The 26114-nt window shown below is 63.8% G+C and carries 27 protein-coding genes, 1 tRNA gene and 1 pseudogene; 22 read left to right on the forward strand and 7 right to left on the reverse strand.

Annotated features, from left to right (window positions below):
- Window positions 1-13: 13 nt before the first annotated feature.
- The gene (locus EN859_RS09375) at window positions 14-442 is read right to left on the reverse strand and encodes a lysylphosphatidylglycerol synthase domain-containing protein (protein ID WP_127853074.1); all 429 of its coding nucleotides are present in this window, start codon (window positions 440-442) and stop codon (window positions 14-16) included.
- 224 nt (window positions 443-666) lie between these two features.
- On the opposite strand from EN859_RS09375, the gene recQ reads away from it, so the two are divergent.
- Window positions 667-2508 (forward strand): DNA helicase RecQ, encoded by a 1842-nt coding sequence (recQ, locus tag EN859_RS09380; RefSeq protein ID WP_127853075.1) that lies wholly within the window; start codon window positions 667-669, stop codon window positions 2506-2508.
- A 79-nt stretch (window positions 2509-2587) separates the two neighbouring features.
- Here the strand turns inward: recQ and EN859_RS09385 are convergent, their stop codons facing one another.
- Window positions 2588-3400 (reverse strand): DUF1186 domain-containing protein, encoded by an 813-nt coding sequence (locus EN859_RS09385; protein WP_348632920.1) that lies wholly within the window; start codon window positions 3398-3400, stop codon window positions 2588-2590.
- The gene (locus EN859_RS38040) at window positions 3373-3546 is read right to left on the reverse strand and encodes a hypothetical protein (protein WP_189501796.1); all 174 of its coding nucleotides are present in this window, start codon (window positions 3544-3546) and stop codon (window positions 3373-3375) included. The genes EN859_RS09385 and EN859_RS38040 overlap by 28 nt, the downstream gene beginning before the upstream one ends.
- 498 nt (window positions 3547-4044) lie before the next feature.
- On the opposite strand from EN859_RS38040, the gene EN859_RS09390 reads away from it, so the two are divergent.
- From EN859_RS09390 to EN859_RS38045, 5 genes and pseudogenes are all read left to right on the forward strand, one after another.
- Window positions 4045-4341, forward strand: a complete 297-nt coding sequence (locus tag EN859_RS09390) for a type II toxin-antitoxin system RelE/ParE family toxin (RefSeq protein WP_127853077.1) — start codon at window positions 4045-4047, stop codon at window positions 4339-4341.
- A gap of 8 nt (window positions 4342-4349) precedes the next feature.
- Window positions 4350-4658 (forward strand): HigA family addiction module antitoxin, encoded by a 309-nt coding sequence (locus tag EN859_RS09395; RefSeq protein ID WP_127853078.1) that lies wholly within the window; start codon window positions 4350-4352, stop codon window positions 4656-4658.
- A gap of 248 nt (window positions 4659-4906) precedes the next feature.
- Window positions 4907-5518 (forward strand): TetR/AcrR family transcriptional regulator, encoded by a 612-nt coding sequence (locus tag EN859_RS09400; protein WP_127853079.1) that lies wholly within the window; start codon window positions 4907-4909, stop codon window positions 5516-5518.
- Between the two features lie 66 nt (window positions 5519-5584).
- Window positions 5585-6157: pseudogene (locus EN859_RS09405) on the forward strand (DUF308 domain-containing protein); the annotation flags it as partial.
- A 228-nt stretch (window positions 6158-6385) separates the two neighbouring features.
- Window positions 6386-6610 (forward strand): hypothetical protein, encoded by a 225-nt coding sequence (locus tag EN859_RS38045; protein ID WP_189501810.1) that lies wholly within the window; start codon window positions 6386-6388, stop codon window positions 6608-6610.
- A 44-nt stretch (window positions 6611-6654) separates the two neighbouring features.
- On the opposite strand, the gene EN859_RS09415 is transcribed toward EN859_RS38045, so the two are convergent.
- A tRNA-Ser gene (locus tag EN859_RS09415) sits at window positions 6655-6744 on the reverse strand.
- A 338-nt stretch (window positions 6745-7082) separates the two neighbouring features.
- Here EN859_RS09415 and EN859_RS09420 point away from each other — a divergent pair.
- The 3 genes from EN859_RS09420 to EN859_RS09430 all read left to right on the forward strand — a co-directional run bounded on the left by EN859_RS09420 (window position 7083) and on the right by EN859_RS09430 (window position 8844).
- Window positions 7083-7766, forward strand: a complete 684-nt coding sequence (locus EN859_RS09420; RefSeq protein WP_127853080.1) for a 50S ribosomal protein L21 — start codon at window positions 7083-7085, stop codon at window positions 7764-7766.
- Between the two features lie 100 nt (window positions 7767-7866).
- A complete protein-coding gene (gene rpmA, locus EN859_RS09425; RefSeq protein WP_127853081.1) occupies window positions 7867-8136 on the forward strand; it encodes a 50S ribosomal protein L27 in 270 nt (89 codons plus the stop codon).
- 120 nt (window positions 8137-8256) lie between these two features.
- Window positions 8257-8844, forward strand: a complete 588-nt coding sequence (locus EN859_RS09430) for a GNAT family protein (RefSeq protein ID WP_127853082.1) — start codon at window positions 8257-8259, stop codon at window positions 8842-8844.
- Window positions 8845-8869: 25 nt separating this feature from the next.
- Here EN859_RS09430 and EN859_RS09435 read toward each other — a convergent pair whose 3' ends face one another.
- The gene (locus EN859_RS09435) at window positions 8870-9739 is read right to left on the reverse strand and encodes an endonuclease/exonuclease/phosphatase family protein (RefSeq protein WP_127853083.1); all 870 of its coding nucleotides are present in this window, start codon (window positions 9737-9739) and stop codon (window positions 8870-8872) included.
- Window positions 9740-9876: 137 nt separating this feature from the next.
- On the opposite strand from EN859_RS09435, the gene obgE reads away from it, so the two are divergent.
- The 5 genes from obgE (at window position 9877) to EN859_RS09465 (ending at window position 15610) form a co-directional block, all read left to right on the forward strand.
- Window positions 9877-10905, forward strand: a complete 1029-nt coding sequence (gene obgE, locus EN859_RS09440) for a GTPase ObgE (protein ID WP_127853084.1) — start codon at window positions 9877-9879, stop codon at window positions 10903-10905.
- Entirely contained in the window at window positions 10902-12083 is a 1182-nt protein-coding gene (proB, locus tag EN859_RS09445; RefSeq protein WP_127853085.1) for a glutamate 5-kinase, read from the forward strand. Before obgE ends, proB begins: the two co-directional genes overlap by 4 nt.
- Before the next feature lie 3 nt (window positions 12084-12086).
- Complete coding sequence (locus EN859_RS09450) at window positions 12087-13373, forward strand: glutamate-5-semialdehyde dehydrogenase (protein WP_127853086.1); 1287 nt, start codon at window positions 12087-12089, stop codon at window positions 13371-13373.
- Between the two features lie 266 nt (window positions 13374-13639).
- On the forward strand, window positions 13640-14227 hold the full coding sequence (locus tag EN859_RS09460; protein WP_127853171.1) for a nicotinate-nucleotide adenylyltransferase: 588 nt from the start codon (window positions 13640-13642) through the stop codon (window positions 14225-14227).
- A gap of 93 nt (window positions 14228-14320) precedes the next feature.
- Complete coding sequence (locus EN859_RS09465) at window positions 14321-15610, forward strand: MFS transporter (RefSeq protein WP_127853088.1); 1290 nt, start codon at window positions 14321-14323, stop codon at window positions 15608-15610.
- A gap of 37 nt (window positions 15611-15647) precedes the next feature.
- On the opposite strand, the gene EN859_RS09470 is transcribed toward EN859_RS09465, so the two are convergent.
- Window positions 15648-16502 (reverse strand): mechanosensitive ion channel family protein, encoded by an 855-nt coding sequence (locus EN859_RS09470; protein WP_127853089.1) that lies wholly within the window; start codon window positions 16500-16502, stop codon window positions 15648-15650.
- A 241-nt stretch (window positions 16503-16743) separates the two neighbouring features.
- Between EN859_RS09470 and rsfS the strand changes: the two genes are divergently transcribed.
- From rsfS to EN859_RS09510, 8 genes are all read left to right on the forward strand, one after another.
- A complete protein-coding gene (gene rsfS, locus EN859_RS09475; protein WP_127853172.1) occupies window positions 16744-17121 on the forward strand; it encodes a ribosome silencing factor in 378 nt (125 codons plus the stop codon).
- An 84-nt stretch (window positions 17122-17205) separates the two neighbouring features.
- Complete coding sequence (rlmH, locus tag EN859_RS09480; RefSeq protein ID WP_127853090.1) at window positions 17206-17688, forward strand: 23S rRNA (pseudouridine(1915)-N(3))-methyltransferase RlmH; 483 nt, start codon at window positions 17206-17208, stop codon at window positions 17686-17688.
- 119 nt (window positions 17689-17807) lie between these two features.
- On the forward strand, window positions 17808-19166 hold the full coding sequence (locus EN859_RS09485) for a murein hydrolase activator EnvC (RefSeq protein WP_127853091.1): 1359 nt from the start codon (window positions 17808-17810) through the stop codon (window positions 19164-19166).
- A 1-nt stretch (window position 19167) separates the two neighbouring features.
- Window positions 19168-20493, forward strand: a complete 1326-nt coding sequence (locus EN859_RS09490) for a S41 family peptidase (RefSeq protein ID WP_189501798.1) — start codon at window positions 19168-19170, stop codon at window positions 20491-20493.
- A gap of 181 nt (window positions 20494-20674) precedes the next feature.
- Complete coding sequence (locus tag EN859_RS09495) at window positions 20675-21850, forward strand: divergent polysaccharide deacetylase family protein (RefSeq protein ID WP_127853092.1); 1176 nt, start codon at window positions 20675-20677, stop codon at window positions 21848-21850.
- A gap of 66 nt (window positions 21851-21916) precedes the next feature.
- The gene (locus tag EN859_RS09500; RefSeq protein WP_127853093.1) at window positions 21917-22435 is read left to right on the forward strand and encodes an RNA pyrophosphohydrolase; all 519 of its coding nucleotides are present in this window, start codon (window positions 21917-21919) and stop codon (window positions 22433-22435) included.
- Window positions 22436-22525: 90 nt separating this feature from the next.
- Entirely contained in the window at window positions 22526-23680 is a 1155-nt protein-coding gene (alr, locus tag EN859_RS09505) for an alanine racemase (RefSeq protein WP_127853094.1), read from the forward strand.
- A gap of 108 nt (window positions 23681-23788) precedes the next feature.
- The gene (locus tag EN859_RS09510) at window positions 23789-25045 is read left to right on the forward strand and encodes a D-amino acid dehydrogenase (protein ID WP_127853095.1); all 1257 of its coding nucleotides are present in this window, start codon (window positions 23789-23791) and stop codon (window positions 25043-25045) included.
- Window positions 25046-25076: 31 nt separating this feature from the next.
- On the opposite strand, the gene EN859_RS09515 is transcribed toward EN859_RS09510, so the two are convergent.
- Entirely contained in the window at window positions 25077-25958 is an 882-nt protein-coding gene (locus EN859_RS09515; RefSeq protein WP_127853096.1) for a LysR family transcriptional regulator, read from the reverse strand.
- Window positions 25959-26114 lie beyond the last annotated feature (156 nt).

Below are 26114 nucleotides of genomic sequence, written 5' to 3' on the forward strand. Positions count from 1 at the left end.
GACAATCGGACGCTCAACTTTTCCGCCCCTGCGGCTGTCGCGAATTACTGCCGATCTTCTCGGATGGCCGCAGAAGCCCGAGGAAATCGGCGACGAAAGGCGCTCCGGCGATGGCCGGAAGCACGTAACGCAAGGTGGCGAGAATACCAAGCAGAGCCGCTGCGGCGGGAGACAGGTACGGCGCATAGAAAAAGACAATCGCCGCATCCCGGGTGCCGATGCCGGCAAACGTGAACGGCAGGAGACCCACCAGGATCGACAGTGTGGCGAACGCGGCGTTTTCGAGAACCGGCACATGGCCGTTCAAAGCCTGCGAAAACAGCCAGAACTGCAAGAGATGCGCACCCCAGATCACCACGGAAAGCGTGATGACGCCGAGGGCGCGTATCGGCGCGCTCCAGAACCATTCCGACATTTCCTGCAGCCTGCCAGATCGCGCCATGCCTAGGCGCGCTGGAACTTGTTCTTGTTGTGGTTCGAAGACAGCTGCGCTAAGGCAAGTGGCTTGCGGGAGGGTAGTTTGATCGGTTTCCACGTCTTCCCCAATCCGCGGAATTTCAATCCCAGCCTATTTTGCTCCCGCGTCGAGACCCATTGCGAGCCGGCGTGGATTTCGTCCCCCACCGTTCCCGCTTTTCGGGCGGCGCCGATTGCAAGAATTCCGTGATGCAGACATCGGCGAGCCTCCCGGCTCAGGATCCCAAGCGGCGCGTCTTGAAGGATGTGTTCGGCTTCGATGATTTTCGTCCCGGCCAGGCTGCGGTCATGGAGGCGCTGCTGGCCGGGCGTCATATGTTGGTGGTAATGCCGACCGGCGCTGGCAAATCGCTCTGCTACCAGGTCCCGGCGCTGGTCCTCGGCGGGCTCACCATTGTCGTTTCGCCGCTGGTGGCCCTGATGCAGGACCAGGTCGCCGCGTTGCGTCTTGCCGGCGTGGCGGCCGATACGATCAATTCCTCACTCGACCGTGATGCCAATATCGCCGCATGGCGCCGCGTCGCGGCGGGCCAGACACGCCTGCTCTATCTTGCGCCGGAGCGGCTGATGACCGAACGGATGCTCGAGGCGCTTGGCAGGCTCGATGTCCGCCTGATTGCTATCGATGAGGCGCATTGCATCTCGCAATGGGGCCCGGCATTCCGGCGCGAATATGAAGACCTGTCGCGGCTGCGCGCCATTTTCCCTGATGTGCCGATCATTGCGCTGACGGCGACAGCAGACGAGACCACGCGCACCGACATCGCCGCGCAGCTGTTTGCCGCGCGTGTCGAAACCTTGGTGCTGGGTTTCGACCGGCCGAACATCAAGCTTGCCATCGAGGCCAAGCAGGACGGCAAGCGTCAATTGCTGAGCTTCGTAGAGCGCCATGCCGGTCGCAGCGGAATCGTCTATTGCCTGTCGCGCAAGAAGACGGAAGAGACGGCGGCGTTCCTCGACCGGAACGGCGTTCGCGCGCTCGCCTATCATGCCGGCATGAGCAAAGAGGCCCGCGATGCCAACCAGAACAGCTTCATGACCTTGTCCGGCGTGGTGATGGTTGCGACCATCGCCTTCGGCATGGGGATCGACAAGCCGGATGTCGCCTACGTCTTCCATACCGATCTGCCGGGCAGCCTTGAAGCTTATTATCAGGAAATCGGGCGTGCGGGCCGCGACGGGCGGCCTGCGGAGGCGCATCTGCTGTTTGGCCTCGGCGACATCCGCATGCGCCGGCTCTTCATCGAGGACGAGGACGCGCCGGCGGAGCACAAGAGGCGCTCTCATGGCCGACTCGACACCTTGATCGGCTACTGCGAGACGGCGCAGTGCCGCCGCCAGGTGCTGCTCGGCTATTTCGGTGAAACAGCGGCACCTTGCGGCAATTGTGACAACTGCCTTGACCAGGCGCCGCGTGCGGATGGCGTGGCGGAGGCGCGGATCATCCTCGCCGCCATCGCGCAGAGCGGCGAACGCTTCGGCGCTGCCCATGTCATTGACATTCTGCTTGGCCACGAAACCGAGAAGATCGTGGCCAGAGGGCATCACAGGCTTGCTAGCTTCGGGAGCGGGCTGACGCACAAGAAGGACATGTGGCTGTCCCTGATCCGCCAGCTTATCGCGGGTGGTTTTCTGGCACCGGATCCAAGCGGCCATGGCGGTCTCGCCATCGCCGAAAGCGGCCATGCACTTGGCCGTGGCGAAGCCTCGTTCCACTACCGCGTCGAGGTGCGGAGCAGCACCTCGCGCGGCAAGATGCGCTCCGCCCAGGGGCTCGCTGCGGACACGGAAGGCCTGGATGCTTCGCTGCTGGCGACGCTCAAGGCGCTGCGGCTGCGCCTGGCGAGGGAGCGCCAGGTGCCGGCCTACGTGATCTTCTCCGATCGAACACTGATCGACATGACCGAGCGCCGCCCGCGCAACCTCGACGCCTTCGCCGAAGTCAACGGCGTCGGCGCCGCCAAGCTTAGGGAATTCGGGCAGATTTTTCTGAGCGCGATCGCCGGGCATCAATCCGGTGCATCGGTCTGAGGACTCGATCAAGAAGAGCCAGACAAACGCATGATCTCGAAAGTCGGAATCGATTTTGCCGGCGGTTTCGCCATGATTGTCACTTCGCAAGGCAGCATTTCTTGAATTTCTTGCCGCTTCCACAGGGGCATGGATCGTTACGCCCGACATCACGCCTAGGATTGATCGCCGGCGTTGCGTCCGCCCAAGGTGCATCCCAGGTTTCGTCTGGCAAAGGTGATTGCGGATCTTCTTCGTCAAGGTCTTCCGCATAGCTGATCCGGGAGGCCAGCTCTTCCAGCACATCGTCGATATAGCCGAGATTGGCGCGTTTGAATCGGCCAATGTCGTTCGGCCTCTGCTCGGCGTCCAAGAGGTCGTTTTCGCAATCGCTGAGCTCAAGCATGCCCATTGGTACGCGGTTTTGATCCCACGCACTGTGGACGAGCGGCGCCAGGTCGGGCAAGGCGAGCAGGTCAATCGCTTCCTGCCAGGCAATCCAGGCAAAGTCGTCGTCGGCAGCCAGCCGTTCTTCGTAGAACCGCTTGAGGAAACTCTGCATCCGGTCGCGCTCGATACGACCTTCCCAGGTCAGAAAGGTCGCTGCGCCCAGCAGCGCATCGCGGAGAAACTCGTCGCGGCTTGAGTCGGCGATGATGCTGAAGAGGCTATTGACGTCGCCATCGAACACGCCAGCAGTGATGCGCGCCAAGCCTTCCGTTACGGCATCGCCGAGCAGTCTTTCGACCTCCTCCGGCGGACGACGCAACAGGCGCAGCAGGGGCTGGCATGCCTGGCTGTCGCGCGCGCCACCCAGGATGTACAGGCCTCTGAAGAGGAGCACCTCCTCCTCTCCCGACAGAACTTCGCCATCGGCTGCTCTTGTCAGGACTGCCGCAGCGCTGGAGCGGATTCTTCAATCCTTGCGATGCAGTGAATGATTGCGACATCCGGCAATTGCCGTTCGCTTGCCACGGCGTGCAGGTAGTCTTCTATCGGACCAAGATCAAAGCCGGGCTTGCCATGGCCAAGGATAGATTCCAGTTCTTCCTTCCTCATGCCGTCCTCGTTCGTTCGCCTCTGCCAAATCTACGCCGGATGATCAGCCTTTCAACAGCTCGTCCAAGGCAGGTCGGCAGATTCCTGTGCAGAGGGCGAGGCGGCTGGCATCTATCTGGATGACCGCAGCTACTCGGGTATCAGTTCGTATTAAACTTGCTTGCCCAGGGTGACCCGGAGAGCCGATGCCGGGAATGGCCATCGACCAGTGCGCACGAAGCTTCGCCGAATTTTTCTGTATCGACCGCGATCTCGTCCAGGCAGTGGCGGAGCGAACTCCGGTCGCAGGTCCAGGCGGGGCGCCACCGGATATGGTTCGACGGACGATCACCGCAATGACCAATGCCGAAAAAAAAGCCTGCTCCAGCGAGTTTCCGATGGCGAACCGCACGCCAAGGGGCGCTTCATCGAATGTCCGGAGGCGTTGGGGATAGCCAGTCCACTCCGCTTGCCGTCTGTACTATAGAGTAGTACTATGCCTCTGCATCGGATGACGTAATGATCGTTGGCTTTCGGGATGAATGGTTGCGCGCCTTTTTCGTGGACGATGTGCACTCCAGGAATATTCCATCCGGCCTTGAGAGCCGGCTGTTCCGTAAGCTCCAGATGATCGACGACGCGACGATCGATCAGGACTTGCGCGCGCCGCCCAGCAATCACTTCGAAAAGCTGCGCGGCAATCTAGAGGGTTTCCACTCGATCCGCGTCAACAAGCAATGTCGGCTGGTCTTCCAATGGGATGGCCGTCGCGGCGAGGCATCGGGCGTCTATCTCGACGACCACAGCTACAGGTGAGGTGGAGCATGCTGACGACCAAGCGCAAGCCGGCCACGGTCGGCGAGATTCTGGTGGAAGAATTCATGCAGCCGATGGGCCTCACGCAGGCCGCCTTGGCCGAGGCGATGGGCGTGCAGCGCAAGCACGTCAACGAACTTTGCAACAACCGTCGCAACGTGACCGCACCAACCGCACTTATCCTCGCGCGCGTGTTCGGCAACAGCCCCGACTTCTGGCTCAACGTGCAGCGACGCAGCGATCTGTGGGCGGCGATGCATGACCCGAAGGAACGCGAGCGGATCGAACGTGCCCGCCCGTTACCCAACGCCGCCTGATCTGCGCTCGATCGCAAGCCCGTGAAGGCGCGCGCCGCAAGTATCGGCCACCCTGTTCAAAAGTCGGGCGGGAACCGGCTACGCTTTGCGTTCGCAGTTCTGCTCTGGACTGGCGGGCCGAGAACAATGAAGATGAGAACTACGTCTACGCCAATAGCTACCTAATTCCACGCTACTGATCCCTCCCTGTTTGTCGCTCGCGTTGCGAGGGGTCTTGGCAGCCATCCTACCAGAAGGTAGGTTAAGGCATGAGCAACTTATCTACCACCTCTGACGACATCCTGGCTTGTGCGCGTTGTCTGATCGTCGCTGGCGGCTACAACGGTTTCAGTTATGCCGACATCGCTGATGTGGTCGGGATTCGTAAGGCGAGCATCCATCACCATTTCCAAAGCAAGGTCGATCTGGTCCGAACGCTGGTTGCGCGATATCGGGAAGAAGCTGAAGCGGGGATGGCGCATCTCGAACTTCAGGTATCCGATCCGCTCGAACAGCTTCGGTTCTACGCTGGGTATTGGGAAGCCTGCATCGCGGACGCCAGCGCTCCGTTTTGTGTCTGCGCGCTGCTGGCAAGCCAGCTCCCCGATCTGCCCGAGGAAGTTTGCCTAGAGGTCCGGGCGCATTTCCGCTCCCTGTCAGCGTGGCTGACATCCGTACTGGAGCACGGCGCGCGGCACGGTCAACTTCAACTGATGAGTACCCCTCGTGCCGAGGCTGAAGCGTTCATGGCGACGGTTCACGGCGCGATGCTTTCGGCGCGGGCCTATGGCGATCCGAAGATATTCGGCGTCGTGACAGGCCCGCTCTTGCAGCGACTCGCTCCGCGCTTCCCTCCAGATACGGTCCTAGATCTCAAATAACCATAGCCGTGATCGCTCTGCGACGTTCGTCGAGAGCATCTACCTACTAGTCGAAAGGACGATCCGATGACGGTTCACAGTGGCGATCTTTCTCGCGCCAGCCAGGAACAATGGCTCAAGCTCTATTACTTCGCTCGGACAGCGTTCTCGGCTGTCTGGATGGCGGCTGCCTTTACGGTGGGACAACATTCCTGGGTGATCGCGGCGGTTTTACTTGTGGCTTATCCTGCATGGGATGCCCTCGCCAATTTTGTCGACGCATCGCGCAGCGGAGGATTGGGACAGAATCGCACGCAGACTATCAACGTCGTGGTCAGTGTGGCGACCACGCTCGCGGTGGTTCTCGCGCTGGAGATGAGCATGAATTGGGTGCTCGGGGTGTTTGGCGTATGGGCGATCCTGTCTGGCCTGTTTCAACTCGGCACCGCAGTCCGCCGTTGGAAGAGCTATGGTGCGCAGTGGGCGATGGTCCTGAGCGGAGGGCAATCAGCGCTGGCAGGCACGTTTTTCATCGTGCAGGCACGGATGCCGATGCCGCCATCCATCACCGACGTGGCCGGCTATGCCGCAGTAGGCGCCTTCTACTTCCTAGTTTCGGCGGTGTGGCTGAGCGTGAGCCAATTGCGGCGGAAGGGTGCATATGCCCGCCATCTTAAGCCATCACCGATCCGATCAGAGATGCTGTCAGCCGCTAGTGTCGGCTCGCCAATCTATCGACAGAACAGAACGACCCACCCTTGTCCTTAAGGATTGGAAAGGAGACCGATATGTTTGCCAGGCGATCCCGATGGACAAGCTGGACGGCCTGGTCGCCAGCTATATCGAGGATCGGGTGCTGGCGCCGAGCGGCTGGAGGAGGTTCTGGCCTTGGTCATCGACCGCCGGCAGGATCACGCCGAGCGGCGCCGCGAACATATAGCCGAATTGAACAAGCGGGCGGCCGAGGCCGAACTGCGCCTGAAGCGTCTCTATGACGACGGCATTTGGCTCGTCAGCTTCATGCATTATGATCTGGAATATATCGACCTGGAACAGAGAACCTTGCAGACCATCGACAACCCGTTCGGCACGAGGTTGTCCACCATGTCTTAGGTACAAACTGTTACCCATGTCTCCGGGCCGTACAGTTGGGACGTTGGCGGAGAGGGAGGGATTCGAACCCCCGATGGGCTTGCACCCATGCCGCATTTCGAGTGCGGTGCATTCGACCACTCTGCCACCTCTCCGCGGTCATGGTCGGCCGTTGCCGGCGCGGCGCACTAGATAACGGCTGGACCGGCAGGTTACAAGGCCAAATCTGCCCGGCGATGCAGCTTCCTTTCGCAACCCGGCGCAGGATGGCCGGACGTAGGAAGCCCGACGCAGGACGGTAGCCTGAACCTGCGGCTGCTCGCTTGCCGGCGCTTGCCTTGACTTGCGCCCAACCTTCGGTTAGGGACAGCGCGCAATCGGCGTGGAGGCTTCTTCCGCGCCGCTTGTTTTTTGAACCCGCAGACTGACAAAAAGACGGCCGAACCGCGAGATGCGGTTCATCAAGGCCGACCGAACAGCGAAAGGCAAAAAAATGTTCGCAGTCATCAAAACGGGCGGCAAGCAGTATCGCGTCGCCGCCAACGATCTTCTGAAGATCGAAAAAGTCGAAGCCAAGGTCGGCGATATCGTCGAGATCGGCCAGGTGCTCGCGCATGGCGAGGGCGAGAATGTCACGTTCGGCGCGCCGTTCGTCGATGGCGCGACTGTTACCGCCGAAGTCGTCGAACAGGGCAAGAACCGCACCGTCATCGCCTTCAAGAAGCGCCGCCGGCAGAATTCGCGTCGCAAGATCGGCCACCGCCAGCTTTTGACCACGGTCAGGATCGCCGAGATCCTGCTGGGTGGCGCCAAGCCGGCGAAGAAGGCCGCTGCGAAGCCGGAAGCCAAGGCAGAGGCTGCCCCTGAGGCGAAGGCAGAGGCCGCGCCGAAGAAGGAAGCCAAGGCCGAAGCAGCGCCGAAGAAGGAGGCCAAGGCCACGGAAGCCGCCGCTGCGCCGCTGTTCAAGGCGCCGAAGGGCGAGCCGGACGACCTGACCGTGATCAAGGGCATCGGCCCGGTCGCCGCCAAGGATCTCAACGAGCAGGGCATCACCACCTTCGCCCAGCTCGCCAAGCTCGCCGACAAGGACGTGGCCAAGATCGACGAGCACATGCCGTTCAGCGCCGACCAGATCAAGGACTGGCGCGAGCAGGCCAAGGAGCTGGCGAAGAAGTAAAGCGATCCGGCGCAATCGTCGCCGGATCGGACTTGAAACGGAACGCGAACGCGTTCATAAGACCTTTCAAGCGCCCTTGCGGCGCATCGGAGTTAGTTAGATGGCACACAAGAAAGCTGGCGGTTCGTCGCGCAATGGTCGCGACTCCCATTCCAAGCGGCTCGGCGTGAAGAAGTTCGGCGGCGAAGCCGTGATTCCGGGCAACATCATCATTCGCCAGCGCGGCACGCAATGGCATCCGGGCACCAATGTCGGCATTGGCACGGACCACACGCTGTTTGCGCTCGAGGCTGGCGCAGTCACCTTCAACAAAAAAGCCAATGGCCGAACCTACGTATCGGTGAACCCGATGACGAAGGCAGCGGAGTAGCCGGTTCCGCACGAGAACACCGGCACCCATCTCGGGACCGGTGTCTGGCCAAGCCAGGAAAAGGATCAGGGGAGATGGGTTTCCATCTCCCTTTTTTCTTGTGCCTGGAGGACTTTTGACATGGTTGCCGAAGCGGAAGACTCAGACGACGAAAGTTACGCGATAGATTGCCCGGTCCTGGCCACCGAGCGGCTGGTCATGCGGCCCCCGCGTGAAAGGGATATCGAGCAGCTGGTGGCGCTCGCCGACAACCGCCATGTCGCCGAAATGCTGGCCCGCATGCCGCACCCCTACGGCGAGGCCGAAGCACGCGCCTTTCTGGCGATGACTGCAGCGCGCCGGGCGGGAATTGCCTATGCGTTGACGCTGGCCGGCACCGAAATCTTCGTCGGCTGCGCCGGCCTCAACACCACCGATCGCGGGCTGGAACTCGGCTACTGGATCGGCGAGCCCTACTGGAAGCGCGGCTATGCGACGGAAGCCGCGCATGCGCTGGTCGACCTCGCCTTCCAGAAGACGGCGATCCAGGTGCTGCACGCCTCGACGCGGGTCATCAACCCGGCCTCACGCCGTGTCATCCACAAATGCGGCTTCCAGTATGCCGGCCAGGGCATGCTGAACTCGATCGTAGCCGGCCAGGTGCCGGTCGAGCGCTACCGTCTCGACCGCAAGACCTGGACCAGCCTGAGGAACTGGGTGCATTTCTGACGCTGCGAAAGGGACTCTGCGCCGGTCAGGCCAATTCGGCCCAGACCGGCAGATGGTCCGAGCCGGCCGCTTGCCGGTCGACCCAGAGGCGCTTCAGCGATCCGGCGAGCGAGGCGCTGGTGAAGACATAGTCGATGCACTTGTGCCGGCTGGTGTCTTCGGGCCGCTTGGGGTCGACCCAGGTGACCAGATCGGCGCCGGCGACGGCTAGGCGGGCGGCGGCATCGACGGCGAGATCGGCGGTCAGTGGCATGCCGAATTCGTGATCAGGGCGGCCGGCAAATTCGACATATTCCGGCGACCCGGCCAGCATGTTGAAGTCGCCCATGACGACGAAGGCCTCGGGGCAAGGCAGCTCGGGCAGGCCAACCTCGGCGACGCCGGACAGCCCGCCGCCTTCGAAGCCGTAGTTCAACAGGCGTTGGCGCAGAAACCGGAGCTGGCCGGTGCGTTCGACCGGGCTGCGGTGGTCGAGATGGGTGGAATAGCAGCGGATGAAACCAAGCGGCGTCTTGATCAGCGCTTCCAGCGCGCCGCGCTGGAAATTCATCGCTTCGAAACTGCGGCTGCGCGGCAAGAGGAGGTTGCGCGACAGATGAATGGGGGTTTTCGACAGCACCATGTTGCCGAGCTGGAAGGTGGTGGTGATGGCGCGGCCGTTTTCCAGGCGCGAGCCGGCGTCGACCTCGAAGTTGCTGCCGTAGACGGCGAAATAGTCGGGCAGCGCCTCGCCGAGCTCGGCCACCATGTCGTGGTCTTCATTGTTGGGATTGGCGCGAGTGACCTCCTGCAGCGCGATCACATCGGCGCCGCGCACGGCGTCGGCAATGCGGCCGACATCGTAGCGGCCGTCGAGACCGATGCCGTAATGGATGTTGTAAGTTACAAGCTTCATTCCGACATCTCTCCGGCGCTGGCATCTTACGGATCCAAAGGGGTGCGCCGCGCTGTAGTTGCAAAACGGCCTCGCCCTTCGCCCCGCCTTGGTTTAGAGCAATCCCGCAAAGCCACTAGCAGAAACTCAGCGATCCGATGAAATTTCTCGATCAAGCCAAGGTCTATGTCCGCTCCGGCGACGGCGGCGCCGGTTCGGTGTCGTTCCGGCGCGAAAAATTCATCGAGTTCGGCGGACCGGACGGCGGTGATGGCGGCCGCGGCGGCGACGTCTGGCTGGAGGCGGTCGACGGGTTGAACACGCTGATCGACTATCGCTACCAGCAGCATTTCAAGGCCAAGACCGGCACGCACGGCATGGGCCGCAATATGACCGGCGCCAAGGGCGCCGACGTGACCCTGAAAGTACCGGCGGGAACGCAAGTGTTTGCCGAGGATAACGAGACGCTGATCTGCGACCTGACCGTGGTCGGCCAACGTTTCCTGCTGGCCAAGGGCGGCAATGGCGGCTTCGGCAACCAGCATTTTAAGACCTCGACCAACCAGGCGCCGCGCCGGGCCAATCCAGGGTTGCCGGGCGAGGAGCTCAACATCTGGCTGCGGCTGAAGCTGATCGCCGATGCCGGCCTGGTCGGGCTGCCCAATGCCGGCAAGTCGACCTTTCTGGCTGCGGTCACCGCGGCCAAGCCGAAGATCGCCGACTATCCCTTCACAACGCTGCATCCCGGCCTCGGCGTTGCCCGCGTCGACGGGCGCGAATTCGTCATCGCCGACATTCCGGGCCTGATCGAGGGTGCGCACGAGGGCGTCGGCATCGGCGACCGTTTCCTCGGCCATGTCGAACGCACGCGCGTCCTTCTGCACCTTGTCTCCGCGCAAGAAGAAAATCCGGGCAAGGCCTACAAGACCGTGCGCGCCGAGCTCGAAGCCTATGGTAACGGGTTGACCGACAAGGTCGAGATCGTCGCGCTTTGCCAAGTCGACATACTTGATGCAGACGCGCGCAAGAAGAAGGCTGCTTCGCTGAAGCGCGCCGCCGGCCGCGCACCGATGCTGCTTTCGGCGGTCACCGGCGAAGGCGTCGAGGCGGTGTTGCGCGCGCTGATGGCGGTTGTCGCCGAAGCACGCGAGGCCGTTGCCGCTCCGGTCGAGACGCGCTGGCGATGACCACTCAGTCGCTGAAGAAATACCGGCGCATCACCGTCAAGATCGGCTCGGCGCTGCTCGTCGACCGCTCGACAGGCCTGAAGCGCGACTGGTTGAATTCGCTTGCCGACGACATCGCCGGGCTGGCCGCAGGCGGCGCCGAAATCCTTGTCGTATCCTCCGGCGCCATTGCGCTTGGCCGCACCATTCTCGGCCTCGGTAAGCGGGCGCTGAAGCTCGAGGAGAGCCAGGCCGCCGCCGCCGTCGGACAAATCGCGCTGGCCGGCGCCTGGTCGGATGCGCTCGGCAAGGATGGCCTGAAATCGGGCCAGATCCTGTTGACGCTCGGCGACACCGAAGAGCGCCGCCGCTACCTCAACGCGCGGGCGACGATCTCGACGCTGCTGAAGATGAAGGCGGTTCCGGTCATCAACGAGAACGACACCGTGGCGACCTCCGAGATCCGCTATGGCGACAACGACCGGCTGGCGGCGCGCGTCGCCACCATGATGGGTGCCGACCTTTTGGTGTTGCTGTCCGACATCGACGGGCTCTACACGGCGCCGCCGGCGCGCGACCCGCAAGCAAAGTTCATTCCGGTGGTCGACCGCATCACCCCCGAGATCGAGGCGATGGCGGGTGCTGCCGCTTCTGAGCTGTCGCGCGGCGGCATGCGCACCAAGCTCGACGCCGGCAAGATCGCCACCGCCGCCGGCACCGCCATGATCATCACCGCCGGCACCCGCCAGTCGCCGCTGATGGCGATCGAGCGCGGTGAGCGGGCAACCTTCTTCCGGCCGAGCGCCAATCCGGTCAGAGGCTACAAGACCTGGATCGCCGGGCAGCTCGAACCGGCAGGGCGGCTAACCGTCGATGCCGGCGCCATCGGCGCGCTGCTGTCGGGTAAGTCGCTGCTGCCGGCCGGGGTGAAACTGGTCAGCGGCAATTTCTCGCGTGGCGACACTGTGGCGATCCTGTCGCCCGAAGGTCGCGAGATCGCACGCGGGCTGGTTGCCTATGATGCCGCCGATGCCGTAAGGATCGCGGGCCTGAAGACGGCCGAGATCGAAACCGTGCTCGGCTACGAAGCGCGTTCGGCGATGATCCACCGCGACGACCTTGTGGTGAGCCATCCCGGTGACCAAGTACGGGCCGCTGACCAATTACGGGCCGGCCAGCAACTACCCAGCGGAGGATGAGCCATGCTGAAGCTGCATGAAAAGTCCCAGGACGATACTGTCGCGCTGATGGCCGATATCGGCCGCCGCGCGCGTGCCGCGGCCCGACCGCTGGCCGTCGCCACGGCCGAGCGCAAGCATGCCGCGCTGGTCGCCATGGCGCAGGCAATCCTTCGCCGCGAGCGCGATATTCTCGACGCCAACGCCATCGACGTCAGGAATGGCGAGGAGGCCGGCCTGTCGGCGGCGCTGATGGACCGGCTGAAGCTCAATCCGGCCCGCATCCGCGCCATCGCCGACGGGATCAGCGAGATCGCCGAACTGCGCGATCCGGTCGGCCACGTCATCGCCGCATGGGACAGGCCGAACGGGTTGCATATCGAGCGGGTGCGCACGCCGCTCGGCGTTATCGGCGTGATCTATGAGAGCCGGCCGAACGTGACGGCCGATGCCGGGGCGCTCTGCCTCAAGGCCGGCAATCCGGTGATCTTGCGCGGCGGCTCGGATTCGCTCAACTCTTCCGCTGCGATCCACGCCTGCCTGGTCGAGGGGCTGAAGGCGGCCAAGCTGCCGCAAGACGCGATACAATTGGTACCGACCGCCGACCGCGCTGCCGTCGGCGAGATGCTGAAGGGACTTTCCGGCAATCTCGAAGTGATCATCCCGCGCGGCGGCCGCAGCTTGGTCGAGCGTGTGCAGAAAGAGGCGCGGGTGCCGGTCTTTGCCCATCTCGAAGGCATCTGCCATCTCTACATTGACCGCTCGGCTGATTTGGACATGGCGGTCAACATCGCCGTCAACGCCAAGATGCGGCGCACCGGTGTCTGCGGTGCCGCCGAGACGCTGCTGGTCGACCGGGCTGCCGCCCCCACCCATCTGGTGCCGATCCTCGAAGCGCTGCGGGCAGCGGGCTGCGAAATCCACGCCGATGCCGAGGTGTTGAAGGCGTTCGCCGACGCCAAGCCCGCGACCGATGCCGACTGGGTGACCGAATATCTCGACGCCATCATAGCGGTGAAGCTGGTCGACAGCGTTGCCGGCGCAATCGAACATATCGAGATGTTTTCCTCGCACCACACCGAGGCAATCGTCGCCGAGGATGCGCAGGCTGTCGAAAAATTCTTCAATGAGATCGATTCGGCAATCCTGCTGCACAACGCCTCGACCCAGTTCGCCGACGGCGGCGAGTTCGGCATGGGCGCCGAGATCGGCATCGCCACCGGCAAGATGCATGCGCGCGGGCCGGTCGGCGTCGAGCAGCTGACCTCGTTCAAATACCGCGTACGCGGGTCGGGACAGGTGAGGCCTTGAAGCTGTTTGCCGCTAGAGCTTGAGGGCGTTGCGCGCATCAACCCCTCTCTGCCCTGCCGGGCATCTCCCCCTCAAGGGGGGAGATTGGCCGTCATCTGTGATTTCGCCAATTCCCAGCCTCGCAAAATCTGCGCCGCCAAAGAAGCTGCCAATCTCCCCCCATGAGGGGAAGATGCCAAGTTTTGGCAAAGAGGGCAGGGCAGAGGGGGGCGCCTAGCACAATGCTGTCATCTGCCAAGCTTCCTATCTCCCCCTGCTATCTGCGCATGCCGTATGCCGGCAAGGGCCTTGCGGTCGGCCTGTTCGGCGGCTCGTTCAACCCGCCCCATGCCGGTCATGCACTGGTCGTGGAGATTGCGCTGAGACGCCTGGCGCTCGACCAGCTGTGGTGGATGGTGACACCGGGCAATCCGCTCAAGAACGCGCACGAACTGGCGCCGCTGGCCGAGCGGTTGAACCTGTCCGAGCAGGTTGCCAGGAACCCGCGGATCAAGGTCACCGCCTTCGAGGCCGCCCACCATGTCCGTTTCACCGCCGACACGCTGGCGCTGGTCAAGGCGCGCAACCCAGGTGTCGACTTCGTCTGGATCATGGGCGCCGACTCGCTTCGCGATTTTCACCACTGGCAGCGCTGGCGCCAGATCGTGATGACGTTTCCGATCGCGGTGATCGACCGGCCGGGCGCGACGCTGTCGTTCCTGTCGTCGGTGGTCGCCAAGACCTTCGACTACGCCCGCGTCGACGAGGGCGACGCCCCGCGGCTCGCCCGCATGAAGGCGCCGGCCTGGACCTTCATCCACGGCCCGCGCTCGTCGCTGTCGTCGACCGCGATCCGCAATTCGGCGAACGAATAGGGCCGCACGGATTCCCACAGAGGGAGAAGGCAAGTCCGAGCATGTCGCTTTTGCGGCTGCCTTTGCCTGTTTTGTGGGCAATCTTCAGCAGACATGACGATTCTCCACCAGACCCAGACCGATCCTGAGCAGGGTAGCCAGCCGGCGCCCGCGATCGCCATTGCCAGCGTCGTGCTGTCTATGGCGCTGGTCGCGGTCGGCAACGGGCTGATGTTCGCCTACATCCCGGTCCGGCTTGGCGCAGAGGGCTTCGATCCGACCTGGGCCGGGCTGATCGTCACCGGCCTTTCCGCCGGCGGTCTCGCAGGCTGTATCCTCACCGGACCGCTGGTGCGAAGGGTCGGCCATGCTCGCGCGTTCATGGTGCTGTCGGCGCTGATTGCGCTGTCCAACGCCGCCGTCGGCGCCGGCCCGCATCCGGTGCTGTGGCTGGCGGCGCGCGCGCTCTACGGCTTCGCCATATGCGGCCTGTTCATCGTGGCGCAGAGCTGGCTGAACGATGCCGTCGCCAACACCGTACGCGGCAGGGTCATGGCGGTGTTCTACGTCGCCTACGTCGCCGGGCTCGGTGTTGGCTATGCCGCGCTGGCGGCGATCGACATCGGGGCAGCGGACGCGCCGCTAATCGGCATCGCCTTCACCGCGCTGTCGATCCTTCCCGTCGGGCTGACGCGGCTCGCCCAGCCGCCGCCGCCGCAGGCTGCATCCGTTGCGCTCGGCCTGGCCTGGCGGATTTCACCCGTGGGCGTCGCCGGCATGCTTGCCGTCGGTGGCCTGTCGATGGCGATTTCGGGCTTCGTGCCGATCCATGCCACGACCAAGGGCTACAGCCAGGCCGACGTGGCACTGCTGCTGTCGGCGATGCCGGTCGGCACGCTGATCCTGCAGATCCCCCTCGGCTGGATCTCCGACCGAACCGACCGGCGTTACGTGCTGGCCGCCGCTTCAGCGCTCGCCGTGGTGGCAGGGCTGTTTGCCATTGGCTTCGACGGCGGCGCGCTGGCGGCGCTGGTCCTGATCTACGTGGTCTGGGACGGGGCGTCGGAATCGATCTATTCGCTGGCCAGCGCACATGCCGCCGATCGCGCCGGCAAGGACGACATGGTGGCGCTGTCCAGCTCGCTCCTGTTCGCATGGTCGCTGTCGGGTTTCGTCGTGCCGGGCATCGTGACGGCGCTTTCCGCCATCTACGGAACACAGACCTTCATCTACGTGGCGATCGGCATTGCCGCAGGCTTTTGCCTGTTCGTGCTGTGGCGGGTGGTGATGGTGCAACCGGTTCCCGCAGCCGAGACCGGCAGCTTTGCGCCGATGACGGCGCAAGCGCCGCTGCCGGTGGAGCTTGCCTTTGCGCCGGAAGAGCAGCGCCGGGCGGACAAGTAGACCTAGGTGTTTGATCCTAGGCTGGGAATTGGTCATCTCACTGTCTGGTGTCGGAGGCCTCCTGCGGTGGCGCCGGCGGCGGCACCGGAATCGAAATGCCTTCGACGTCGAAGGCCTGCTTGGCGCGTTTGGTGAGATCGATCTGGGTGGCGAAGAAATCCGCCGCCGAGGTCCAGTAGCGCAAGGTGATCGCGACGGTGCTGTCGCCGACGGTCGCGACAAAGGCAATCGGCGCCGGTTCCCGCCTGACACGCCGTTCGGCATTGGCGACGCCGAGCATGGTCTTTTGCGCAAGATCGATATCGTTCCACGAACCGATGGTCAGCGTGATGTCGCTGCGGCGGACGCCGTTGCGCGTATAGTTGCGGACAGGCTGATTCCACAATGTCGAATTGGGCGCGAGGATGTAGACGCCCTCGACTGTCCTCAGCTTGGTGGCGAATAGCCCTATTTCCTCGACGGTTCCCGAAATTGCGCCGACCTCGACGTATTCGCCGATACGGAATGGTCGCAGCGCCAGCAGCATGATGCCGGCGGCAATGTTTTGCAGCGTGCCTTGCAGTGCGAGGCCGATCGCCAGGCCGACGGCGCCGATGGCGGCAATGATCGAGGCCGTCTGCACGCCGAACTGGCCGAGCACCATGATGACGACGAGAATCAGGATGGTGTAGCGGACGATCCTCGAGAAAAAGTGGCGCAGCGTCTCGTCGAAGCCGTGGATGTGGCCCAACCCGGCGTAGATCGAGCGCTGGGCGAGGCCGGCGACGATGTAGCCGACGATCAGCAGGATAATGGCCCCGATGGCCGAAAAGGAGTAGGAGACGATAAGCGTGCTGAGTTGCGCAAGGCCTGCCTGTACGGTGAGAAGGGTGTCCTGGGGGTCGATCGGCATGACAAAAACTCGATTGGTCAATGCGGCGATAACCCCGGCAAGGCGACAAGGGTTCCGATTTTTCTTGGGCTGCGGAACCGAAGGATCGGCAGTGCGTTCGGCGATGGCAGACGTGCCGTCTTGAAACTGCAACGGAACTCTGCCTATCTAAGTGGTGTCACCTGATTTGATGGGTGATTTGGTTGTTCTTGCTGCGAAAGGAAATACACTGAGAACAGCACTGCGGAAGAAGGCCGACATCGTGCCTTCGCCGGCCGGGATCAGCGTAAACGACGCCGTGTCCCGCGCCATCAAGACAGTCCTTGCCAGTCTGGAAGACTCCAAGGCCGAAAACATCGTCTCAATCGACATTCAGGGAAAATCGAGCCTCGGCGACTACATGGTCGTCGCGTCGGGCCGATCGCACCGCCATGTCTCGGCTGTCGCCGATCATCTCCTCAAGGCGCTCAAGGATGCCGGGCTCGGCATGGCGCGCGTCGAGGGTCTGGCCAGCGCCGACTGGGTCCTGATCGATTCGGGCGACATTATCGTTCATGTCTTCCGTCCCGAAGTCCGCGAATTCTACAATCTCGAAAAGATGTGGCAGGCGCCGGACCTCGAGGAGGAGACCCTCCACTGAGCCGTATTTGGTTGATGCATGTCGTTTCCCAAAACCGGTGACCACTTTTCGGGTGACATGCACTAGCGGCTCTTCGAGGCAGGGATGAAAATTACTGTTCATGCCGTGGGCCGGATGAAAGCCGGCCCCGAGAAGCAGCTTGCCGACCGCTATTTCGAGCGCTTCGCCAAAAGCGGGCCGGCAGTGGGGCTTGAATTCTCAGGGGTTGTCGAGATTCCGGAGGGCCGCGCCCAGACCGCCAACGAGCGTCGCCGCGAGGAAGGCCAGAAACTGCAGACGCAGTTGCAGCCTGGTATCGCGCTGATGCTGCTCGACGAACGCGGCAGGAGTTTTTCGTCCGAGGATTTCGCCGGGCGCATCGGCCTGTTGCGTGATGGCGGCCGCAAGGCACTTGTCATCGCCATCGGTGGCGCCGACGGTCACGATCAGTCGCTGCGCGACCAGGCCGATCTGGTGGTGTCGTTCGGCGCACTGACCTGGCCGCACCAGTTGGTCCGCGTGATGCTGGGCGAGCAGCTCTATCGCGCCGCGACGATCCTTTCCGGACATCCCTATCACCGATCGTGATCAAAACCAGCGCGTCGCCCGGATTTCCGCCCCAATGCGCGATGAGATTGACGGGGCAGGCAGGCTGTCGAACATGGTTGATGGTTCGTTAACGAAGCCGCAGATAGAGTCTGATTTCAATGTCTGAAGGCTGGAAATCGAGAACGGGCTCCTGGCGCGCACGCTGCGGCATCGCTGTGGCGGCGGTCATGCTTTCGTTCGGTGCCGCGCGAGCCGAGAACACGCTCGACATGGCGCCCGACCCCGACCAGAGCCGGGCCGAATACGAACAAGTGTCGAAAGAAATCACGCTGTCGTCGGAGCGGCTGGCCAAGCTCGCCGCCGACATCGCCGCGGTCAAGAAGGACCATGCCTCGATCACCGCCGCGCTGATCCAGTCGGCGATGACCGAGCAGAAGCTTGGCCAGGACATTGAGGACATCGGCGCCAAGCTGGAGGGCCTGAAGAGCCAGGAGCAGAAAATCCGTGCCTCGCTGACGGCGCGGCGCGACGTTCTGGCCGAAGTGCTGGGCGCGCTGCAGCGCATGGGACTCAACCCGCCGCCGGCGATCCTGGTCAAGCCGGAGGACGCATTGTCGTCGGTGCGCAGCGCCATCCTGCTCGGCGCCGTGGTGCCGGAACTGCGCCAGCAGACCGACATATTGCTGGCCGATCTCAAGGAGCAATCGCGAGTGACGGCCTCGATCGAGGCCGAGCGGGCCCGGTTGACGGAGGCGGTCGGCGAGCAAACGGCGGAAAAGAAGCGGCTGACGATGCTGCTCGAAGCCAAGCGGAAGCTCGAGGCCGATGCCGAATCGGCGCTGGCAGCCGAAAAGCAGCGGTCCGCGGCGCTGGCGGCCAAGGCCGGCAGCCTGAAGGAATTGATCGCATCGCTCGAGGCCGAGGCCGACAAGAACCGCAAGGCGACGGAAGCGGCGCGCCAGGCAGCCCCCGAAAAGGCGGCAAATGACGCCAAAGCGGCCGGCGACGGCAAGACCGCGGCGCCGGCGGAACTGGCGGCGCTGCCGGTGCCGGAAAGCAACCGGCTCACCGCCGCCGCGCCGTTTTCGGCGCTTCAGGGCCAAGTGGCGCTGCCTGTCACCGGCAGGATCAAGCGGCGCTTTGGAGCCGACGACGGTAACGGCGCAGTGATGCTTGGCGACATGGTTGCGACACAATCGGGAGCCATCGTGACCGCACCGGCGGATGGAAATGTGCTTTATGCAGGGCCGTTTCGCTCCTATGGTCAACTCTTGATCCTGAATGCAGGCGACGGTTATCATGTCGTCCTGGCGGGGATGAGCAGAATCAGCGTCGCGTCTGGCCAGTCGGTGCTCGCAGGAGAGCCGGTCGGCGCGATGGGAGAAGCCCGGGTGGCGAGCACCTCGGCTTCGAAGAATGGAAATGCCACGCCGGAGCTCTATGTCGAGTTCCGCAAGGATGGAAAACCCGTCGATCCGGCCCCATGGTGGGCGGACCGTTTTTCTGGAAGGACGTGAAATGATGCGGAAACTGTCGCTTCTGTTTGCCGGCGCGCTGATGGGCGCATCAGCGATGAGCCTGGTCTATGGTGCGCCTGGCTCGACGGCGAACGCTGCGGGCTCCGAGACGTACAAGCAACTGGCGATCTTCGGCGACATCTTCGAGCGCGTGCGGGCACAATATGTGACCCCGCCCGACGACAAGTCGCTGGTCGAGAACGCCATCAACGGCATGCTGACCTCGCTTGACCCGCACTCCTCCTACATGAATGCCGAGCAGGCGCAGGACATGCGCGTGCAGACCAAGGGTGAGTTCGGCGGCCTCGGCATCGAGGTCACCATGGAGAACGACCTGGTCAAGGTGATCACGCCGATCGACGATACGCCGGCCGCCAAGGCGGGCGTGCTTGCCGGCGACTATATCGCCAAGATCGACGGCGAAGAGGTTCGCGGCCTGACCCTCAACGATGCGGTCGAGAAGATGCGCGGCCTGGTCAACACACCGATCAAGCTCACCATCCTGCGCCAGGGCGCCGACAAGCCGATCGAGCTGACGGTGGTGCGCGACATCATCAAGGTCAAGGCGGTCAAGTTCCGGGTCGAGAACGACATCGGCTACATGAAGATCACCTCGTTCACCGAGAAGACCTATGACGACCTCGAGAACGCCATCGACACCATCAAGAAGCAGGTGCCGAAAGATAAGCTCAAGGGCTATGTGCTCGATCTGCGCCTCAATCCGGGCGGCTTGCTCGACCAGGCGGTGAGTGTCTCCGACGCCTTCCTCGACCGCGGCGAGATCGTCTCGACGCGCGGCCGCGATCCGAAAGATGTCACTCGCTTCGATGCGCGGGCTGGCGACGACATCGGCGGCAAGCCGCTGGTGGTGCTCGTCAATGGCGGTTCGGCCAGCGCGTCCGAAATCGTCGCCGGCGCGCTGCAGGACCTGCGCCGTGCCACGGTGGTCGGCACGCAGTCCTTCGGCAAGGGATCTGTGCAGACGATCATCCCGCTTGGCGAGAACGGTGCGCTGCGCCTGACGACGGCGCTCTATTACACGCCGTCCGGCAAGTCGATCCAGGGCAAGGGCATCACGCCCGACATCAAGGTTGACCAGCCATTGCCGCCGGACCTGCAGGGCAGGGACCTGACGCGCGGCGAATCGGACCTCAAGGGTCATATCAAGGGCGCCGACGAGGGCGATACCGGTTCGGGCTCGGCCGCCTATGTGCCACCGGAGCCGAAGGACGACCTGCAGCTCATCTATGCAGAGCAGCTGCTGCGCGGCCAGAAGACCGATCCGGCGTTCCCGCCGAATCCGGACAAGGCCGTGCTCAACCAGTAAGATCGAACGGCTCTGGCCGTCTGATCGAAGCGATGCGATGCTGCCGGGACCGCGAGGTTCCGGCAGTTTGATTCGGGGGAGCCGCGGCGGGAGCGTCGCGTCTCGGGGAACGCGCCAACAGTTTGAATTTGCGCATGGTCCTTCCGGGGAGTGCCCACTTTTCGAAAACCGGGGATGTGGCGTGGCTGACATCGGCAAGGACATCGAACGCCCGCTCGGACAGACCATCCGGCCGCCGCGCGCCATATCGCGAGGGATCAGAGCCGGTGCGGTCGCGGCCGCTCTCGTCGTGCTGGCCGTGGTTGGTGTTTCCGGTGCGATCGCGCTGCGCGAGAAGCCGTTCCGCAAGCCGCAGGAAGCCGCTGTTTCGACGCCGAGGGTGACGGCAGAGCCGGCAACGGCGCCGGTCACAGAGGCGGCGACGGCGGCGCCCAAGCCGGCACCAGCCAAGGCAGGCGGGCCGCAGATCATCCATGTGCAAACCGAGGAGGGCGACGGTCCGCCCAAGGCAGCCATTGTCATCCACGATCCGTCGACGGTCGGCCAGAACCTGAAGGTCGCGCATCTTCCCGACAGGGCGCTGATCGAGGCCACCGAAACCGGCCCGCTGCCGGTTCGTGCCGCCGACGGCAGGCGGCCGTTCGATGTCTACGCGCGGCCGTGGTCCGGCGCGCGCGGCGCGCGCGTGGCGATCATCGTCGGCGGGCTGGCGGTGTCGCAGACAGGCACACAGGCGGCCATCGCCAAGCTGCCGGCGGAGGTGACGCTGGCCTTTGCGCCGCAGGGCAACAGCATCGGCCGCTGGATGCAGGCGGCGCGGCAAAGCGGACATGAGATCGTCATGCAGGTGCCGCTAGAGCCGTTCGACTATCCCAACGTCAATCCCGGCCGCAACACGCTGACGGTCACGGCGACGCCGGACGAGAATTTGAAGAACCTGCGCTGGGCGCTGTCACGGACGACCAACTACACCGGCATCATGAACTATATGGGTGCGCGTTTCTCGGCCGATGCGATGGCGATGGGGCCGCTGATGGCCGAGCTCGGCAAGCGTGGCCTTGCCTATGTCGACGACGGTTCGTCGGCGCGCAGCCTGGCACCGGAGCTGGCGCTGAAGAACGGCGTGCCGTTTGTCGCCGGCGACACCTCGATCGATGCCGTGCAGGACCGCGGCGCGATCCTCAAGAAGCTGGACGGGCTGGAAGCCACGGCGCGGGCAAAAGGCTATGCCGTCGGCATAGGCTCGGCCTTCGACCTGACGGTCGACACCGTGTCGTCCTGGGTGCTCGAGGCCAAGAAGCGCGGCATCGAGATCGTGCCGATCTCGGCGGTGGCGGTAGACCCGGAAAAAGGCTAGCAGCCGTCTCGAAACCCGCTTCGCCTACTGAGCCAAATTCTCAGAAACCGCTGGAAAGATTGATTGATGGCAAGAACAAATGTCGATCCAGAGACGCTGCCTTACCGCCGATGCGTCGGAGTGATGGTCCTCAACGGCGACGGGCTGGTCTGGGTCGGCCGTCGCATTGCCGAGGCCGATAGCGAATTTGCCGGCACAACGCAGCTGTGGCAGATGCCACAGGGCGGCATCGACAAGGGCGAGGAGCCGCTGCGGGCGGCGGAGAGGGAACTCTACGAGGAGACCGGCATGCGCAGCGTCTCATTGCTGGCCGAGGCGCCGAATTGGATCAATTACGACCTGCCGGCGCATCTGGTCGGCGTCGCTTTCAAGGGGCGATATCGCGGCCAGACGCAAAAATGGTTCGCCTACCGTTTTCACGGCAACGAAAGCGAGATCGAGATCAACCCGCCGCCGGGTGGCCATACGGCTGAATTCGATCAATGGGCGTGGCGGCCGATGCGCGACCTGCCCGACCTGATCGTGCCGTTCAAGCGCAAGGTCTATGAGGATGTGGTGGCGACGTTCCGGCATCTGGTGGCATAGCCGTCGGCGGCAGCGATGGCGCCGACCATGGTTGCTGCGCCGGCGCGGTGGCCTTATCAATGGCCCGTCTACTGCAAACAAGGGGTCAGCATGAACGGCGCCTCCAAAGAACCTCCCTCGGAAAGCATCACCGCCAAAGACGGCAGGCTGATCAGCGAAGCAGCAGCAGGAGCGATCCTGACCATCGACCTTGGTGCGATCCGTGAAAACTATCGGCGGTTGAAGGCGCGGCTTCGCGGCGTGCGCTGTGCGGGCGTGGTCAAGGCCGACGGTTACGGGCTCGGTGCCGGGCCGGTGACGGCGGCGCTGGCGGCCGAGGGCTGCGACATTTTCTTCGTCGCGCATCTGGCCGAAGGCGTCCTGCTGCGCAAGGCGCTTGGCTCAAAGCCGGCGATCCATGTGCTGAACGGCATTCAGCCAGGCGCCGAAGGCGAGGCGGTCGAAGCGGAGCTCGGTGCCGTCATCAACAGCGCCGCCCAACTGGCCGCCTGGCGTGCGGCGGCACAACGGGCCAGCCGCAAGCTATCGGCTGCGCTGCAGGTCGACAGCGGCATGTCGAGGCTCGGCATGGCTGCGGAAGAGGTGCAAGCGGTTACCGCTGATCCGCAAGCCTTCGACGGCATCGACGTCGCCTTCGTGATGAGCCATCTGGCTTGCGCCGACGAACCGCAGAATCCGGCCAACGAACAGCAGCGCCTGGAATTCGAGCGGCTGCGCAGGATGCTGCCGAAGGCGCCGTCTTCGCTCGCCAATTCCTCCGGCATCTTTCTTGGGCAGCCCTTTCACCACGATCTTGCCCGCCCCGGTGCAGCGCTCTACGGCATCAATCCAACACCGGCCGAGCCAAACCCGATGCTGCCGGTGGTGCGGCTTCAGGCAAAAGTCATCCAGACGCGCAGCCTCGAAAAGGGTGCAGGCGTAGGCTATGGCCATACATTTCGTACGACAGAGCCGTTGAGAGCGGCAACGATTTCGCTCGGCTATGCCGATGGCTGGCACCGCCGCGCCGCATCAGCCGCCTGGTTCGAAAATGCGCGGCTGCCCTTTCTTGGACGCGTGTCGATGGATTCGATCATCCTCGACGTTTCGGCGTTGCCGCCCAGCAGGCTCAGGGAAGGCGATCTCGTCGAACTGCTCGGCCCGTCCCAGAGTGTCGATGACGCGGCCGGCCATGCCGGCACGATCGGCTATGAGATCCTGACCAGCCTGGGACACCGCTTCCATCGGCGCTACGTGAACGGATAAGACACGCACGCAGGCACTTGGCGGACGGCGTAAAATCCGGCAGATAGAAGGCAACGACAGCCCCAGCCCCCAATCCCCTGACAAGACCTCGTTGTGGAGAGCTATGCGATGAAGATCTTCGTGCTGGGCGGCGGCGTGATCGGGGTCACCACGGCCTATTATCTCGCCGAAGCCGGCCACGAAGTAACGGTGGTCGACCGCCAGAAAGGTCCGGCGCTGGAGACCAGCTTTGCCAATGCCGGCGAGATTTCGCCCGGCTATGCCTCGCCCTGGGCCGGACCCGGCGTGCCGCTGAAGGCGATCAAGTGGCTTTTGATGAAGCATGGTCCGCTGGTGGTGCGGCCGACCTTCGACCCGCATATGTGGATATGGCTGGCCAAGATGCTGCGCAACTGCACGGCTGAGCGCTATGCGGTGAACAAGGCGCGCATGGTGCCGCTGGCCGAATACAGCCGCGACACGCTGAGGGCGCTGCGCGAGGCGACCGGCATCGCCTATGACCAGCGGACGAAGGGCACGCTGCAGCTTTTCCGCACGCAGCAACAACTCGATGGCACCGCCGGCGATGTCGAGGTGCTGAAGAAATACGGTGTTCCCTACGAGATACTCGATCCGGATCGCTGCATCGCGGCGGAACCCGCGCTGGCCGGCGTGCGCGAGAAGTTTGTCGGCGGCCTGCGGTTGCCGGGCGACGAGACAGGCGATTGCAAGATTTTCACCGACCGCCTGGCCGAGCTCTGCGTGGCGCGCGGCGTCACCTTCGAATACGACGTGTCGATCCGGCGCATCATCAAGAACCGCAACCGCATCGCCAACATCACCACCAGCAAGGGCTGGCTGCGTGCCGACGCCTATGTGATGGCGATGGGCAGCTATTCGGCGAAATTCATGCGTATGCTGAAACGGCCGATCCCGGTGTACCCGGTGAAAGGCTATTCGATCACCGTACCGATCAAGGACGCCGCCGCCGCACCGGCGTCGACGGTGATGGATGAGACCTACAAGGTGGCGATCACAAGGCTCGGCGACCGCATCCGTGTCGGCGGTACTGCGGAGATCTCAGGTTTCGACCTGAGGCTGCATGAAACACGGCGTCGCACGCTCGAGCATTCGGTCGGTGACCTCTTCCCGGGTGGCGGCGATATGCGGGCAGCAAGTTTCTGGTGCGGGCTGCGGCCGATGACGCCAGACGGGCCGCCGCTGGTCGGCCGCACCGAGTTTTCCAACCTCTATCTCAACACCGGCCACGGAACGCTCGGCTGGACCATGGCCTGCGGCTCGGCCAAGGTGCTGGCCGACATCATCTCCAGCCGGGTGCCGGACATCAACGTGCGTGATCTCGGGCCGGAACGGTACCAACGCTAGGATCAGAAGACTTCCTTCACCGCGTTCTGAGCTAGACGAACAGGCTTCGTTCCCGCTCCACTGCCTTGGTGATGAAGTTGGCGACGATCTGGACGCGGCGCAGCGGCCTGACCGATTCGTGGTAGACCAGCCAGTAGGCGCGGCGGATGGGCGCCACCATGTCGACCGGCACCAGCTCCGGCATCGAGCGCGCGACGAAGGTGTGTAGGATGCCGATGCCGGCGCCGGAACGCACTGCCTCGGCCTGGCCGAGTGCGGAGGAAATGGCGAAGCTGGTGCGCCAGTCGGCGCTGAACTCGGCCGCATAGTCGAGCGAGGGGCTGACGATAAGGTCAGGCACGTAGCCGATCAGCGTGTGCCGGCCAAGCTCGTCGGCGGTTTGCGGCAAGCCGTGCGCCTCGGTATAGGCGCGGGACGCGAACAGGCCGAGCGTGTAATCGACCAGCTTCCCCGCCACCAGCCTGCCTTCCGTCGGCCGCTCGACGGTGATGGCGATGTCGGCCTCGCGCCTGGACAGCGAGAATGATCGCGGCACCGGCACCAGCTGGATAGTGAGTTCGCGGTGAAGCGCCGTCAGCGCGCCGAGGCGCTTGGCCAGGAAGGCGACGCCGAACCCGTCCGGTGCGCCGATGCGCACGGTGCCCGAGACGTCGTCGCCTTCGCCGGCCACGGTCGAGCGCGCGGCGATCATGTCGCCTTCCATACGCTCGGCAATATCGAGGAAACGCTCGCCCGCCGGGGTCAGCTCGCTGCCGGTGGTGAGCCGGCGAAAAAGCTTTGTCCTGAGTGCGTCCTCGAGTGCGGCGATTCGGCGCGAGACGGTGGCATGATTGAGCTCCAGCCGCCTGGCTGCGCCCAGAATCTGGCCGGCGCGCGCCACCGCCAGGAAGATGCGGACGTCATCCCAGTTCATGGGAGTGGTCCGGATTACGATAGCTAAGGCTGAGCTCTTTCGCGCCCCCCTCTGTCCTGCCGGACATCTCCCCCACGAGGGGGGAGATCGGCAGCTTCGCCGACAGCTCCCCCTTAGCAACAGTGGTGAGTAGCGAAAGCAGAGATGACGGGGCAA

The organism is Mesorhizobium sp. M00.F.Ca.ET.216.01.1.1 (assembly GCF_004010325.2).
GTDB lineage: Bacteria > Pseudomonadota > Alphaproteobacteria > Rhizobiales > Rhizobiaceae > Mesorhizobium.

Bases quoted from the DNA above. Each gene is read 5' to 3' on its own strand.
- EN859_RS09375 (WP_127853074.1), bottom strand. From the start codon at position 442: ATGGCGCGATCTGGCAGGCTGCAGGAAATGTCGGAATGGTTCTGGAGC.
- recQ (WP_127853075.1), top strand. From the start codon at position 667: ATGCAGACATCGGCGAGCCTCCCGGCTCAGGATCCCAAGCGGCGCGTC.
- EN859_RS38040 (WP_189501796.1), bottom strand. From the start codon at position 3,546: ATGAGGAAGGAAGAACTGGAATCTATCCTTGGCCATGGCAAGCCCGGC.
- EN859_RS09390 (WP_127853077.1), top strand. From the start codon at position 4,045: ATGATCGTTGGCTTTCGGGATGAATGGTTGCGCGCCTTTTTCGTGGAC.
- EN859_RS09395 (WP_127853078.1), top strand. From the start codon at position 4,350: ATGCTGACGACCAAGCGCAAGCCGGCCACGGTCGGCGAGATTCTGGTG.
- EN859_RS09400 (WP_127853079.1), top strand. From the start codon at position 4,907: ATGAGCAACTTATCTACCACCTCTGACGACATCCTGGCTTGTGCGCGT.
- EN859_RS09420 (WP_127853080.1), top strand. From the start codon at position 7,083: ATGTTCGCAGTCATCAAAACGGGCGGCAAGCAGTATCGCGTCGCCGCC.
- rpmA (WP_127853081.1), top strand. From the start codon at position 7,867: ATGGCACACAAGAAAGCTGGCGGTTCGTCGCGCAATGGTCGCGACTCC.
- EN859_RS09430 (WP_127853082.1), top strand. From the start codon at position 8,257: ATGGTTGCCGAAGCGGAAGACTCAGACGACGAAAGTTACGCGATAGAT.
- EN859_RS09435 (WP_127853083.1), bottom strand. From the start codon at position 9,739: ATGAAGCTTGTAACTTACAACATCCATTACGGCATCGGTCTCGACGGC.
- obgE (WP_127853084.1), top strand. From the start codon at position 9,877: ATGAAATTTCTCGATCAAGCCAAGGTCTATGTCCGCTCCGGCGACGGC.
- proB (WP_127853085.1), top strand. From the start codon at position 10,902: ATGACCACTCAGTCGCTGAAGAAATACCGGCGCATCACCGTCAAGATC.
- EN859_RS09450 (WP_127853086.1), top strand. From the start codon at position 12,087: ATGCTGAAGCTGCATGAAAAGTCCCAGGACGATACTGTCGCGCTGATG.
- EN859_RS09460 (WP_127853171.1), top strand. From the start codon at position 13,640: ATGCCGTATGCCGGCAAGGGCCTTGCGGTCGGCCTGTTCGGCGGCTCG.
- EN859_RS09465 (WP_127853088.1), top strand. From the start codon at position 14,321: ATGACGATTCTCCACCAGACCCAGACCGATCCTGAGCAGGGTAGCCAG.
- EN859_RS09470 (WP_127853089.1), bottom strand. From the start codon at position 16,502: ATGCCGATCGACCCCCAGGACACCCTTCTCACCGTACAGGCAGGCCTT.
- rlmH (WP_127853090.1), top strand. From the start codon at position 17,206: ATGAAAATTACTGTTCATGCCGTGGGCCGGATGAAAGCCGGCCCCGAG.
- EN859_RS09485 (WP_127853091.1), top strand. From the start codon at position 17,808: ATGTCTGAAGGCTGGAAATCGAGAACGGGCTCCTGGCGCGCACGCTGC.
- EN859_RS09490 (WP_189501798.1), top strand. From the start codon at position 19,168: ATGATGCGGAAACTGTCGCTTCTGTTTGCCGGCGCGCTGATGGGCGCA.
- EN859_RS09500 (WP_127853093.1), top strand. From the start codon at position 21,917: ATGGCAAGAACAAATGTCGATCCAGAGACGCTGCCTTACCGCCGATGC.
- alr (WP_127853094.1), top strand. From the start codon at position 22,526: ATGAACGGCGCCTCCAAAGAACCTCCCTCGGAAAGCATCACCGCCAAA.
- EN859_RS09510 (WP_127853095.1), top strand. From the start codon at position 23,789: ATGAAGATCTTCGTGCTGGGCGGCGGCGTGATCGGGGTCACCACGGCC.
- EN859_RS09515 (WP_127853096.1), bottom strand. From the start codon at position 25,958: ATGAACTGGGATGACGTCCGCATCTTCCTGGCGGTGGCGCGCGCCGGC.